Origin of the sequence: Sphingobacterium chuzhouense (assembly GCF_014692525.1) — a bacterium.
In the GTDB taxonomy this organism is placed as follows: Bacteria; Bacteroidota; Bacteroidia; order Sphingobacteriales; family Sphingobacteriaceae; genus Sphingobacterium; species Sphingobacterium chuzhouense.
On the sequence record NZ_JACNYL010000007.1, the window covers coordinates 112,852 to 127,281 of the forward strand.

Sequence of the window (14,430 nt, forward strand, 5' to 3'; positions counted from 1 at the left end):
ATACGGACTACAAACTATCTCCTGCTATCAAAATTTCGCAGGTTATAATTTAATGACAGCATGAAATAACGTGTCAATGTATTAGACGTCACATCTGTAATGGCAATATCAGTCACCCTTCTGCCGATATTTTGTGCTTGGTTAAATATATCAAAAGCTTTCAGTGATAGCTCTGCATTTTTTTGTTTTAGGAATTTAGTACCCAATGAAGCATTCCAAAGCGTGGTGTTTGTTCCTGGAGATTCTAATAGGCCGCTATTATAGATGTACAATAGATTGGAGTGGGCAATAAATGAGCCTAAAAACTCATAGGTTAAGGTGTGATTGACGGTGTGAGAGTATACCTTATATAATGCTACGCGGGACACGGGATTGTCGCTCAATGTGAGATTGATACGATAGTTTAGTGCGGAAACAAATTTTTTATTGATGTTGGTATTTAAGCCAACGCGCTGTTGTACACCATAATTATAACCGTTGACAAATTCATCGTTGAGTACCGCAAAATTGCTATTATAAAAAACGGTATTATTTAGATTAACGTTGAGTTTCCATTTTTTGATCGGAATGCCGAAACTGTTTGTCCAACGTGCGCCATAAGCTCCGTCTACATTGATAGGAACAGTGTATTGGCCGCCAGCGCCCAAGCGGATATCGTCAAATAATACGAGTGCCGTATCTGTCGTAAGGATGGAGTTGACGATTTTATCGTTTGTATAATTGAAATCCATGCTTGAATTGAAGCTCTGCCCCGTGGAACGTCGTACGTCCTTATACTGAATTTTTACTTGATGGTTATACTCTTGGTTAAGATATGGATTACCGTTGCGGATATTCAATTCGTTCTGATTGTTGATGAAATCCTGTAGTTGATTGATATTTGGCGTATTGGTTGTCGTAGTATAATTTACTTCGAAACGCCTTTCTTTGTTGATATTGTAAGTCGCTGAGAATTCCGGATGGAAACTGCCAAACGACGCGCGTGTGACGAGGTGAATGGGTATGATTCGATCGTTATTGCGAACGCCACGTTGATAGCTTAACCCGATTTGAAAACGGAGGGAATCTTTTTTGTTGTAAGAAAAAGATAAACCGCCTTTATGATAATTAAAGTCGTTTCTAAATTCATTTGATAGACGTTCGTTTAGCTCTCCCAATTGTCCTGTTTCAGCGAGCCATTCAAATGTTTCCCGATCGGAATAATTTAGTGTATTTCTATAATTGTAACTTAGCTGTAATCTGCTTCTACTGGAGAGATTTTCTGTAAACGACAGCCGATTGTTCAAGCCCGAACCATATCCGTTTGTGATACTCTGATTGTTGTTGGTGTCGACACGGTTCAGTAAAGCATCTTTGTAATATTTCGTAAGTGCTAGATTTTTTCCTAAAGCGTCATTGGTACTTTTGTTTCCTGAGACATTTAAGGAAATTGTGCGACCGGGTTTTTTAAAACGATACATATAGGTGAACCTCCCTCCAAAATTGAAGTTGCTGTTACGCGTGTCGTTCTGTCTCTCGGATATGTTGAGCAAATCATTGTCATTCAAAAAAGTAGAAAAATGGTTGCTTCCGGTACGGCCGAGTGAGCTGTAAGATAGGTTTGGTGCTAAATCGACACGCTGTTTATCGTCTATGTTCCAACGTACCCGTGCGTTTGCTTTATGTTCTGTTTGTCGGTTAAGATTATCTTGTTCCTGTGTTCGCGATTGGTTGGCGCGATTCCCTAAGATATATTCAATGTCGGATAAAGAGATGACGCTCGTTTTGGAAGAACGAAAATTGTAATCGCCACTGACGTCCATGGCGTCTTCAAAAAACGAATTGTTATAATTAATAGCACCCGCGTAGGTATCCGATAATCCCCGGTCCGTATTGTTGTTGCCTCTTCGCGATCCACCACGGCCCTGTTCCGCGAAGTTTGTCTCATTCACATTATTTGCCATGAGGTTTACGGCAATTTTTTTATCGTTTTCAAATCGGTTGATGGAGGTGTTTAAAGCAAATTTGTTTTCATCTCCATAACCTGAAGAAGCCTTTCCGAATGTGCCGCGTTTTTTGTCGGGTTTTGTCACAATGTTAATTACTTTCTTCCGTTCACCATCATCAAAGCCGGAAAACCTGGCCTGTTCCGATTTCTCATCAATAAGCTGGATCTTGTCCACAATTTCAGCAGGTAGTGTCTTAAGGGCTATACGCGGATCTGTACTGAAAAATTCCTTTCCGTCCACAATAATTTTGGTAACCTCTTCGCCATGTGCTTTCACATTTCCCTCCTCATCCAGTTCTACGCCGGGTATTTGTGCAACTAATTCATCGGCATCAGCATATTCTCGCGTAGAGAAACGTTTCGCATCAAATTCCGTGGTATCGCCACGGAGAGAAACTGCCGGTGTCCCCGTAATTTCAATTTCTTCTAAAGCGATCTCTCCGGATTCCATGGCAATGTTGATTTGTATATCTTTATCCAGTAGTGTTATCGACGATTTAAATGGTTGATAGCCAACATTAGTAGCATGCAGGGTATAGTTACCTTTTGGTATGTTTTTGAATGAAAATATTCCCAATCGATTAGTAGATGTAGATTGTAATACCGAATCTTTTGCATCCAGAACATTCACAGTGACCCCAGTAAGAGGGATGTCCGAAATTTTGTCTTCGACCTTGCCGCTTACTATACGTTGCGCTGCAGATGTCATACTGACTACTGATAAAATCAAGGTCAGGGTAATAAATCGGAAACGTATAAAAGCACAAAAGTCCATTGTAGGTTTATGTTGAGCGCTAAAGATAGAAAAGGTATAATAGATTTACCCGATTGTTTCAAAAATTTTGCAAAGGACAGTCGTGCTGAAAAATAGTATCTTTGTTAAAAATAGTATAGTATTACATGAAAGAGACGACATTAAGCCGTAAAGAGAAGATAATGAAAGTAGCCCTTTCCTTATTTGCAACAAAGGGCTATGTGGATACGTCGACAAAAGAGATTGCTTTGGGAGCGGGTGTGTCGGAAGCGCTTATTTTTAAGCATTTTGGTAATAAGGATTCCTTATTGGCGCATATTATTAAGTCAGGTTATAGAAGAGTGCTCTCACATCACCGTGGGATGATGACCTACAAGAACCCTAAAGAGTTTTTGAAAAATATGATTTTTCTGCCGAACAAGTTGGTTGCCGATGAACCCCTTTTCTGGAAATTGCAAGAACGCCTGTCACATAATAGTTTTTCTAAACAACAACATGAACAGTTTATGAAACCTGTACAGCCTGTTTTGGTCAAAGCTTTTTCCGAATTAGGATATAAAGACCCTGAGTTGGAAACGCAATTTCTATTGCTGATTATTGATATGCTGTGGAAGAAAGAAGCTAATGGAGATATCGATAATGGGGTGGAACTCGCTCAATTATTAGAAAAGAAATACAATTTATAGCGAAGCGTTTTTGTGCGTGTTTTAAATTAAAATATGCATAATTTGTAAAAAATCTTTTTTTTTACGTAATTCGGTTTTTGATAACTAATAAAATATGGTGAAAAAGTTCTGCTCCGCGGTCTTTTTTTGTGCATTTTTCATAATGAGTGTATATGGACAAAGAAGACCTAATTTCGTTCAATTTATCAATAGCCAACATACGTGGGTAGATTCGGTTTTTCAAAAGCTCACGCCTAAAGAACGTATTGCACAGCTTTTTTTGGTTCGTGCCCATACCAATCTTGGGCAACGATATATAGATTCGGTTGCGCAGGTGATTCAAAAAGAACAGCTTGGTGGTTTAGTTGTGTTCCAGGGCGGGCCGGTACGGCACGCTCAGATGCTTAATCAATACCAAAAGTTGGCAAAAGTTCCTTTGCTGGTTACGTTTGATGGTGAATGGGGACTAGGTATGCGGCTTCCCGACTCCACTGTTTCTTTCCCTTATCAAATGACCTTGGGCGCTATACAAAATGAAATGCTTATTTATGAAATGGGACGCCAGGTAGCGCGCGATTTTCAGCGTATTGGTATGCACTTTAATTTTGCTCCGGTGGTTGATATCAACAATAACCCTAAAAACCCTGTTATCAACTTCCGTTCATTTGGAGATAATAAACACAATGTAACACGTAAAGCGAAAGCGTATATGGACGGTATGGTTGCCGGAGGAATCATTGCGTCTTTAAAGCATTTTCCTGGACATGGTGACACGGACGTAGATTCCCACCACGACCTCCCACAACTGAAATTTTCAAAAGCGCGGCTAGACAGTCTGGAAATTTTTCCATTTCGTGAACTAATTCAACAAGGCGCGCCCGCAATAATGGTAGCTCACATGAATATTCCAGCATTGGATGCAAAGCCCAATATCCCCTCTTCTATTTCACGGAAAGTGGTGACGGATCTTTTGCGAAAGGAATTAGGCTTTAATGGACTAACAGTGACTGATGCGATGGATATGAAGGGGGTAAAAAAATTTTTTCCCAATGGTGAGGCTGATGTGATGGCAATTGAAGCAGGTCATGACCTATTGGAGATCTCTGAAAATAGTGCGCGTGCCATAGGATTGGTCGAAAAGGCCGTAAAAAGTGGACGTATTAAACAGGCCGAACTAGATCAACGTATAAAACGGGTGCTCGCTGCAAAATATTGGTTAGGATTAAACCAATACCGACCGGTTAATATGGTCAATTTGGTGAGTGATTTAAATACACCTGCATCAAAATCACTCGTTCAGCGATTGGCTGACGCTGCCGTTACTGTACTGAAATCCGATAGACGTATTCGATCTTTCGATAAGAAAATTGAGACAGCAGTAGTATCCATAGGAGTGAATCAGCCACAAGACTTTGAGAAAGGCTTGGCAGTGCAGTTAAACGATAGAAGGGAGTTTTTGATTTCTGGAAAAGAAACGGAGGATGAGATGAAAGAGTTGTTGAAGGAGGTCCGTCGAAGCCCACAGATCATTTTAGCAATACATGATAATCGTGCGCGTCCGGGAAGTGAAATTAAGATAAATGAGCAGGTGCGTGAATTCATCGATCGGCTAGCAGGTCGAAGAACCATTACAGTGATGTTCACCAATCCGTATGCAATAGATAGTTTACCTGTTGAGCGTAGTAACAGTATAATTTTGGCGTATCAAAACGACTACTTTATGCAAAAGGCTGCCTTGAAGGTTCTTCTAGGACAGGCCAAAGCAGAAGGTAAATTACCGGTAACCGTCAATAAACGGTTTGCTTATGGTGACGGAATGTAAGGGTATGATTCATTTGTGATATTGCCATTTAAAGGATAGCTTTGTGAAGCTTAAATTTTGGCAATGGCTAAGGAACAAATCTCTATTTTTGACATGTTTAAGATCGGTATCGGGCCGTCAAGCTCGCATACCTTAGGGCCTTGGCGTGCTGCACAACGCTTTATAGCCGTTCTAAAAAGCAGAAAGATACTGCAAAAGGTAGAGGGTATCCATATTTTATTATATGGCTCTTTAGCTAAAACCGGAATGGGACACGGTACCGATATTGCGGTGCTATTGGGGCTTAGCGGCGACGATCCTGTGACATTTGATGTACATCGGGTAATGCCGAAAGTGCAAGAAGTCAAATCATCCGGAAAGATAGATTTAGGTGCGGAGCGCGTTGTTAGTTTCTCTTACACGACGGACTTATTATTTCTCTATACAGAAAGTCTACCTTACCATCCCAATGCTGTAACTTTTCAGGCATTTTTAACCGACGGCACGGCGGTGTCAGAAACCTACTATTCTATCGGAGGAGGGTTTGTCGTACAGGAAGATGATACGGTGGGTGTTTTACAGGAAGTTGATATGGCTTTTCCTGTGGACACGGCTCAGGAGCTGATGATGTGGTGCATGCGAACGGGATTGAAAATTTCGGAGTTGGTGATGGAAAATGAGTTGGCGTGGCGCCCCGAAGAAGAAACTAGAAGTGGTATCATACAGATTTTTCATACGATTAAGGATTGCATATACAAAGGATGTCATACCACAGGGGTACTTCCTGGTGGTTTACTTGTAGAGCGTCGTGCTTCCAAGATGAATAAGCGGCTGTTGAAAGAAAGGATATATTTTGATTACGAGTCATGGGTAAATGCCATACGTGAGGGAGGAAAAGACTTCGGCTATATTCTGGATTGGGTGAGTTGCTTTGCGCTTGCTGTCAATGAGGAAAATGCTTCTTTTGGACGAGTAGTTACCGCGCCTACTAATGGTGCATCTGGTGTAATTCCCGCTGTATTACAATATTACATAATATTCCATGATAGCTATGACGAAAATAAGATTATACAGTTCATTGCTACGGCATCCGAAATAGGCTCTATCTTTAAGAAGGGAGCTACTATTTCTGCAGCAATGGGCGGCTGTCAGGCAGAAATTGGAGTGTCGTCCGCCATGGCTGCAGGTGCGTTGACAGAATGTTTAGGAGGTTCGCAACGCCAAGTGTTGATGGCAGCGGAAATTGCAATGGAACACCATTTAGGATTAACCTGTGACCCTATCGGGGGCTTAGTGCAAATACCTTGCATAGAAAGAAATACGATGGGTGCCGTCAAAGCCATCACTGCCGCTCAACTGGCATTAAACTCTAACCCTGATAAGGCGAAGGTTAGCCTTGATGCAGTCGTTAGCACGATGTGGGAGACAGCCCAGGATATGAATGTTAAATATAAGGAAACTGCGGACGGTGGGTTGGCGATTAAAGTGCCGTTGAGTTTGCCGGAATGTTAAGAAAGAAAAATAAATAGATGAAATATTGTGCCCTAGCTTCTGGAAGTAATGGTAATTGCTATTACATTGCCGATGCGGAAGATGCCATTTTAATTGACGTAGGCATCAATGCGAAGCATGTAGAGCTGCGTATGGCCAATTTAGGTATTGTTCCATCAACAATTAAAGCAATATTTATAACACATGAGCATACGGATCATATCCGTGGATTAGCCGTTTTTTGCAGGCGTTATCAAATCCCGGTATATATGACTGCCGGCTCCTATAGGGGATCGCGTTTACAATTGCCGGAAAACCTACTGCATATTATTCGTCGAGATGAAGAAATAGAGGTTGGTAGCTTGACAATTTGTGGTATTCCTAAATACCATGATGCGCAGGAGCCTTGTAGCTTTTGGGTTTCAAATGGAGAGATCAATATTGGCGTGTTGACCGATATTGGACGCATTTGTGATAACGTGAAACATGTAATTCGGCAAGCAGATGTTCTCTTGCTGGAAGCAAACTACGATGAAGGGCTGTTGGATACCGGAAGCTATCCTTTCTTTTTGAAAAACAGGATACGAAACGGTTGGGGGCACCTTTCTAACCATATTGCACTGGAAACTGTTTTAGAATATCGCGGCCCCCGTCTTCGACATTTAATATTAGGACATCTTTCTGGACAGAATAATAAAGTAGAGTTAGTTCGCCAAACTTTTGCGCCTCATTGTGGGAAAATAAAATTGTCTGTTGCTACACGCTATCAAGAAACAGAATTGTTTGATAGCCAAATCTTATTGCCTCAACTGACAACGAAGATTGTTGTGCGACAGATAGCTTATCAGGCTAGTTTTGTCTTCCCTGAATAAATAGACTATTAATTTTTATTTATATCCAAAACAGTTAGGCAAAAAAAAGGTTTTCAAACGGGGAGAATGAAAACCTTTAGCTAACCAATTATAAACCTAAATTATGATAGTGCAAATATATGGTGTTTTTGATTTTTTTCCAAATTATATGAAGTTTATCACATGTTTTTTACAAAAAAGCGTGATTATATCATTCATTTATGGATTCGGCATACTTCTTGAATATAGAAGACAACTACTATTGAAATTGTTTTGAGGCTCACCAGTGGAGTGATGTAGTAATGGCGAAATAACATGAATAAATTGAGAAATAGATATGAACGTGTGCCGTTTGCGGCACGTACATTTTGGGTTTTGGTTCTGTTTGTACTTATCTTAATAGTCGAGCTTTTAACATTGCATAGACTTGGTTAAGTAAGGTAGACTCTATAAGACGCACGGTTTTTTGGACGCGAGTGTAGTTAAAATGCTACGATTAGTGTACTGATAGGAATAAATAAAGAACTAGACTATCCAAGCATGGATTTGAATGTACTGAAGAAGAAGTTGCGGAAGGATAACCCGCGCTGGGTTATTTTGTTGATTGACATGATCATTGTGTTTGGATGTTATGTAACATTCAACTTTATTTTAAACAGCTTTTTAGGCGAATTCGATATAGGCTTGATGTTTAAGCAGAGCATATTGGTCTTATCGGTTTATCTGATTTCTTTTCTCTTTATGAAGACCTATCGCGAAATCGTGCGACATACCGGTCTTAGTGAGGCTATACGTATCTTTAAAACGGTTTGGCTGGCCTGTATGATACTTTTCCTTATTACCTTATTAGTTCGCTCCACCGCAGTGAAGGATTCGATATGGGGAGAGTACCTTCGTTTATCTTATGCTGTGGTCTTCTCGCATGGTTTTTTCACCATGGTGATGTTGGTCGCGGCGAGGGTAGTTTATAGGCAGATTTATGAGTTGCTTTTTTTTACAAAAAGGAAAAGTAGGCATGTGTTGATTTTTGGTGCGTCAAGACCGGGTTTGGTAGCTTATGCTATGCTGCAAGATGATATCCGGTCGAAAAATAAAGTTATCGCATTTGTGGAAGATAAACCGAATAGGGTAGGAAAAAACTCACGAGGTATACGGATTTTGCATATCACGGATATCGACGAAAATTTTGTACGGAAAAACGATATCGATGAAGTCATTATTGCTGTGGAAAATGATGATCCAGAGCGTCTCTCACGTGTAACTGATCACTTTCATAACTTAAATATCGAGCTTAAGATTATGCAACCCGGTCGTTCTTTACTCAGTGGCGGCGGTAAACGTCAAATTCGTCAATTGCGGATTGAAGACCTTTTGGGAAGAAAGCCTATTAAATTGGATAATCCTGTTGTAGAAAAAGAATTAAAAGGGCGCACGGTACTAATAACAGGTGCTGCAGGTTCTATTGGGAGCGAACTTGCACGACAAATTGCTATTCTACCTTACGGGAGGATCATCTTGCTAGATCAGGCAGAATCCGCGTTATATGATGTACAACAGACTATCCATACTTTCAACCCTGATGAAGCCTATTTCATTGTGGGAGATGTACGGGACAAAACCTTTATGAGACGTATATTTGAAACGCACCGTCCGGATGTGGTTTTTCATGCAGCAGCGTATAAACATGTGCCACTAATGGAAGCAAATCCCTATGAAGCGATTTGGACAAACGTATATGGTAGTCGTATTATGGCAGATTTGTCAATGGAATATAACGTCTATAAGTTTGTCATGATCTCGACAGATAAAGCCGTCAATCCTACAAACGTTATGGGAGCTTCTAAACGAGCTGCGGAGATTTATGTCAATTCTTGTAATGAACAGAGTGAAACTAATTTCATTATTACGCGATTTGGGAATGTGTTGGGATCTAACGGTTCAGTCATCCCTCTTTTTGAAAAGCAAATAGCAAAGGGTGGACCATTAACATTGACCCATGCGGAAATTACACGCTTTTTTATGACGATTCCAGAAGCCTGTCAGCTTGTGCTAGAAGCCGGAACTATGGGGAAAGGAGGTGAAATTTTTGTTTTTGATATGGGGAAATCTGTCAAGATTATAGACCTGGCCAAACGCATGATCAAATTAAAAGGATACCGTTACCCGCAAGATATCGATATTAAAATTGTAGGATTGCGTCCTGGTGAAAAAATATACGAGGAACTCTTGGCAAATAACGAAAATACACTCAAGACACATCATCCTAAAATTATGATAGCGAAAGTCTGTACGGAAGATTTGTTAACGAAAAGGAGACAGATCGATGTGTTGTGTGGGCTTGTTGAGCACAGTGAAGTATCTGCGGAACATGCTGATCTGGAAGTTGTTCGTCAACTGAAAGCTATCGTTCCGGAATTTATATCTCAAAATTCCGTTTTTGATCAATTGGATAAATAAAGATTCATTTTTACACCTTAATGTCGCTTCTTACAAAGAAAGTAGGGATTAATAAATTATGTGCGATGGATTTTGTTAAGCTGCGTGAAAACAGTTGTGCAAAAAAACTTTTACGATTATACGATACCAATAATAAATCAATCTGCATTTTTTCTATCATCCAATCGATGCATTTTGGAACAGGCATGTTGTAATCTAAGCGATAAACGGCATTTTTTTCACAGTAATCAATATTTCTGACGGGGAAGCGCTGTACAACTTGTTCTTTCCAAAATTCGATATCTTCTGCAGCGGGAGATTCTTCTTTCTCAGTCACATGCAATAGCACCAAATCTAATGTAGCTTGTATACGTGCTGTAAAAGCGCGGAGAAGCTGTGCTTCGCTTTCTTTGAAATTTGTTAATACACCAATTTTTTCTAATCGGAAATTTTGATATGCTTCCGGAACAGCTAAAACCCCTATAGGACTCTTCTTGATCAGCTCAAATGTATTGCTACCAATAGTTGCACTTTTAATACGTCCAGCGCCCTTCGTTCCCATAACTAGGAAATTATATTGATCTGTCTGTAATAGATCTAATACTGTTTTACTGAGATCTCCTAGCATACAGGCTGATGTAAATAAAAGTTCGGGAAACTGTGCGCGTAAGTCAGTTTCCAATTTTTCCATGTTTTGAGCAGCGGTTTCCGACATAGAGGCACGAACCTCTTCTGTAAATTTGGCACCCACCCGTGCATTACTAAATTCATGGTAGGTATGGAGAACATGTAACCGCCAATTGTGCTTCGTGGCAAGATTCGCGGCATACATAATAGCTGTCCATGCATTGTCAGAAAAGTCGGTAGGTACAAGAATGGCGTTCTTCATAAAAATGAGCGTAATATATTGTTCTTATTTATTAGAATGGTATTTATCAAATATATCTTTTTTTTGCGGTTTTTCCAAAAGGAAGCAAGCTCTTTCAAAAGACTGTGCCGCTTCCAATCGTTAAAAGATGTTAAATGAAGCGTGTGGGAAAAATAAAGTATTAGAGTATGCGTTTTAGAGATAACAATAGAGTAATTTTTTTCATAATTTAGGTTAATTAATAATTGGTTAGTAGAAAAATCCTGAAGTTCCCCGCTTCAGGATTTTTTTGTGTTAACTTTGTGCATGATATATCCCAAAGTATAAATAATGGATCATGTTATTAACTACCTCTCGGAAATAAATCCTGTATTAGCGGCATTGTACGCTTCTATTTTCACTTGGCTGGTTACAGCTTTAGGCGCAGCATTTGTCTTTTTCTTCAAAACGATGAATCGTAATTTTCTCGATTCCATGCTTGGTTTCACAGGTGGCGTTATGGTGGCGGCGAGTATATGGAGTCTGTTAATTCCGGCTATAGATATGAGTGATGGGGAAGGGTTTATGCAGGTATTGCCGGCTGTTATAGGCTTTTTAATGGGAACAGGGTTTCTCTTTGCGTTGGACAAGTTATTGCCGCATTTTCACGTTAATTTTAAGCAGGTCGAGGGCGTAAAATCACCGTGGCAGAAAACAACTTTGTTAGTGTTAGCGATAACATTGCATAATATCCCTGAGGGGCTTGCTGTTGGCGTGTTGTTTGGCGCAGTTGCAGCGGGCGTCCCTGAAGCAAGTATCGGTGGAGCTGTGGCGTTAGCTGTGGGAATAGGTCTTCAGAACTTCCCCGAAGGTATTGCGGTGGCTATGCCATTACGCCGTATGGGGATTTCACGCCGGAAAAGCTTTTATTATGGCCAACTTTCTGCTGTTGTAGAGCCGATGGCGGCGGTATTAGGGGCGTTCGCAGTAGCCTTCTTTACACCATTGTTACCCTATGCGTTGGCGTTTGCTGCCGGTGCCATGATGTTTGTCGTCGTGGAAGAAGTGATTCCTGAAGCACAACAGAATAAGGACTCAGACTGGGCGACCTTGGGTTTTATTGGAGGATTTATTTTAATGATGTCACTGGATGTTGTATTGGGCTAAATAGTGAATAAGGGGAATAGGAAGTAAATATGAATCAGGAAACCGAGGCATTATATAGAGAGATAAAACGCTGCAGAATCTGTGAGCCGAAACTATTAGCAGGGGTTAATCCTGTATTGACGATTGACGATCGTTCAAAAATCTTGATTGTAGGACAGGCTCCAGGAATGAAAGTGCATTTATCGGGTATCCCTTGGGATGACCAAAGTGGGAAAGAACTTAGAAATTGGTTAGGTGTTACGGAAGAAGCTTTCTATAACCCCGAAAATTTTGCTATTATACCTATGGGGTTTTGCTATCCCGGGAAAAGTAAAAGTGGAGATTTACCTCCTCGTGTAGAATGCGCACCTATCTGGCATGAACGCGTTTTGGCGCAAATGCAAAATATTAAATTGACACTATTAATAGGTCAATACGCACAATCCTATTATCTGCGAGGGCGAAAGCACAAGACATTAACGGAGACCGTGAAAAATTATCGAGACTATTTACCGACGTATTTTCCGTTGCCACACCCGTCACCAAGAAATTTTATCTGGATGTCAAAAAATCAGTGGTTTAAAGAAGAGACAGTACCGGTTTTACGAGATCTGGTGAACCAATTGCTGCAGGAGATATAAAAAGAAACCCCGAAGTCGGGCGACTTCAGGGTTTCCAAACCAATTATTAACCTAAATTATGAATTAGAAATTAGACAAATTCTGTGCCAGAAATCATATAATGCTCAAATCAATAGGTTGTGGATGGATTGTGACCAAAAAAACAGACGAGTGTGCTTAATTTTTTGTAAATCGCATACAATTTTAATAAATGTATATCCATAAGGAGAGTGAATATGAAAACAGCAGTCAGGTCATCGACGCATCCAATGGTAAAGGGTACGGTATATAGTATTTTGTTCGCCATAAGTTTTGGGCATTTTATTAATGACTTATTACAGGCGGTCATACCATCGATATATCCGATGCTAAAGGAGAATTTCAGCCTAAATTTCACACAGATTGGATTGATTACTTTAGCCTTTCAATTATCTGCTTCTATATTGCAGCCGTTTGTAGGACGTTATACGGACAGGAGGCCAAATCCAAAATCACTTGCTATTGGTATGGGATTTACATTAATTGGATTGGTGTCGTTATCTATGGCTTCGAACTTTTTGTTTGTTCTTCTTTCTGTTTGTTTGGTTGGGATTGGTTCGTCTGTTTTTCATCCGGAAGCATCTCGTGTTGCCCAGCTCGCTTCAGGGGGGAGGAAGGGACTTGCGCAATCCATTTTTCAAGTAGGGGGTAATGCTGGTAGTGCCATAGGACCATTAATGGCGGCATTAATTATTATACCTCATGGACAAGTACATATCCAATGGTTTTGCCTAATTGCCCTTGTCGGAATCTTGCTTCTATCCGTAGTGGGAAAATGGTATAAAGGAAATATACAAGAGAGGGGAAGACTAAGGAGTTCAACTGGGATAGAAAATCAAAACCCGGCCGACTCTACATATGTTTTGAGTCGTGGAAAGGTGATAAGCTCGATCGTAATTTTGCTTGTGCTGATTTTTTCTAAGTACATTTATATGACATCTATGACTAGTTATTTTACTTTTTATTTGATAGGTAAATTTGGTCTAAGTGTTCAAGAATCCCAGTTTTATTTATTTGCGTTTCTTGCGGCAGTAGCGATAGGAACGATATTAGGTGGTCCATTAGGTGACCGGTATGGTCGTAAATTAATTATTTGGATTTCTATTTTGGGCGCAGCTCCCTTTACTTTAGCATTACCTCATGTAGGGTTGACCCTTACAGTTATATTGGCGGTTATTATCGGCGTGATCATCTCGTCTGCGTTTTCGGCTATTTTGGTGTATGCTACCGATTTAGTGCCTGGTAAGGTAGGTATGATTGCTGGGCTGTTTTTCGGCTTTGCTTTTGGAATCGCGGGGTTGGGGTCTGCCTTCTTAGGTTGGTTGGCAGATCATACAAGTATTGAATATGTGTTTCGGATTTGTGCTTATCTTCCTTTGATAGGTATCGTGACCGGGTTTCTGCCAAATGTCAAAGGGCGGTAAATAGAAATATCTATTTCTTACAGGAGTAGTAGCAGTTTTGAAAAACTATCGTTCAGTCTACCAGCGTTTTGTTGGTTTAGGGCAGGAAAAAACGCCGGTGGGTCTTGGAGCGTACGGATAAAGTTCCTACCTTTGCACCACTCCGCGAGGGAGGTTGCGCCATACGGCGGGCAGGGATCTGCCGGCCGGGGGCAAAAGGGAAAGAGGAAAAAAATAATTTTTTTGTTTTTTAGAAAAACTTCCCTACCTTTGCAGTCCCTTCGGAAACGGGGGCGAAACAAAAGAAGTACAGTCCGGCCACTTCGGTGGCAAGATGATAGGGCCGAAGCGCGAAGCGGAGGCGAGAGAAGTTCTTTAAAGAGATGATCA

11 protein-coding genes are annotated in these 14,430 nt (G+C 40.6%); 8 read left to right on the top strand and 3 right to left on the bottom strand.

From position 1 onward, the window contains the following. Positions 1-14 precede the first annotated feature (14 nt). Positions 15-2,696 (bottom strand): outer membrane beta-barrel protein, encoded by a 2,682-nt coding sequence (locus H8B21_RS20425; protein ID WP_190315708.1) that lies wholly within the window; start codon positions 2,694-2,696, stop codon positions 15-17. 191 nt (positions 2,697-2,887) lie between these two features. On the opposite strand from H8B21_RS20425, the gene H8B21_RS20430 reads away from it, so the two are divergent. The 5 genes from H8B21_RS20430 (at position 2,888) to H8B21_RS20450 (ending at position 10,006) form a co-directional block, all read left to right on the top strand. Then, positions 2,888-3,427, top strand: coding sequence for a TetR/AcrR family transcriptional regulator (locus tag H8B21_RS20430; RefSeq protein ID WP_190315709.1), 540 nt, complete (start codon positions 2,888-2,890; stop codon positions 3,425-3,427). A 142-nt stretch (positions 3,428-3,569) separates the two neighbouring features. Next, positions 3,570-5,228 (top strand): glycoside hydrolase family 3 protein, encoded by a 1,659-nt coding sequence (locus H8B21_RS20435; RefSeq protein ID WP_223815165.1) that lies wholly within the window; start codon positions 3,570-3,572, stop codon positions 5,226-5,228. Between the two features lie 63 nt (positions 5,229-5,291). Continuing rightward, a complete protein-coding gene (locus tag H8B21_RS20440) occupies positions 5,292-6,719 on the top strand; it encodes an L-serine ammonia-lyase (RefSeq protein ID WP_190315711.1) in 1,428 nt (475 codons plus the stop codon). Between the two features lie 17 nt (positions 6,720-6,736). Next, positions 6,737-7,570: an MBL fold metallo-hydrolase gene (locus H8B21_RS20445; RefSeq protein WP_190315712.1), complete on the top strand. Its 834-nt coding sequence runs from the start codon at positions 6,737-6,739 to the stop codon at positions 7,568-7,570. A gap of 519 nt (positions 7,571-8,089) precedes the next feature. Further along, positions 8,090-10,006 (top strand): polysaccharide biosynthesis protein, encoded by a 1,917-nt coding sequence (locus H8B21_RS20450; protein WP_190315713.1) that lies wholly within the window; start codon positions 8,090-8,092, stop codon positions 10,004-10,006. Positions 10,007-10,016: 10 nt separating this feature from the next. Here the strand turns inward: H8B21_RS20450 and H8B21_RS20455 are convergent, their stop codons facing one another. Beyond that, positions 10,017-10,874, bottom strand: a complete 858-nt coding sequence (locus H8B21_RS20455; RefSeq protein WP_190315714.1) for a universal stress protein — start codon at positions 10,872-10,874, stop codon at positions 10,017-10,019. A gap of 309 nt (positions 10,875-11,183) precedes the next feature. Here H8B21_RS20455 and H8B21_RS20460 point away from each other — a divergent pair, with 309 nt between their 5' ends. The 3 genes from H8B21_RS20460 (at position 11,184) to H8B21_RS20470 (ending at position 14,061) form a co-directional block, all read left to right on the top strand. Beyond that, a complete protein-coding gene (locus H8B21_RS20460) occupies positions 11,184-11,999 on the top strand; it encodes a ZIP family metal transporter (protein WP_223815166.1) in 816 nt (271 codons plus the stop codon). Positions 12,000-12,028: 29 nt separating this feature from the next. Beyond that, positions 12,029-12,619 (top strand): uracil-DNA glycosylase family protein, encoded by a 591-nt coding sequence (locus tag H8B21_RS20465; RefSeq protein ID WP_190315715.1) that lies wholly within the window; start codon positions 12,029-12,031, stop codon positions 12,617-12,619. A 215-nt stretch (positions 12,620-12,834) separates the two neighbouring features. Continuing rightward, on the top strand, positions 12,835-14,061 hold the full coding sequence (locus tag H8B21_RS20470) for an MFS transporter (protein ID WP_190315716.1): 1,227 nt from the start codon (positions 12,835-12,837) through the stop codon (positions 14,059-14,061). A gap of 17 nt (positions 14,062-14,078) precedes the next feature. Here the strand turns inward: H8B21_RS20470 and H8B21_RS20710 are convergent. Further along, positions 14,079-14,430, bottom strand: a 352-nt coding sequence (locus H8B21_RS20710) for a hypothetical protein (RefSeq protein ID WP_223815167.1), incomplete at its 5' end; no start/stop codon positions are given.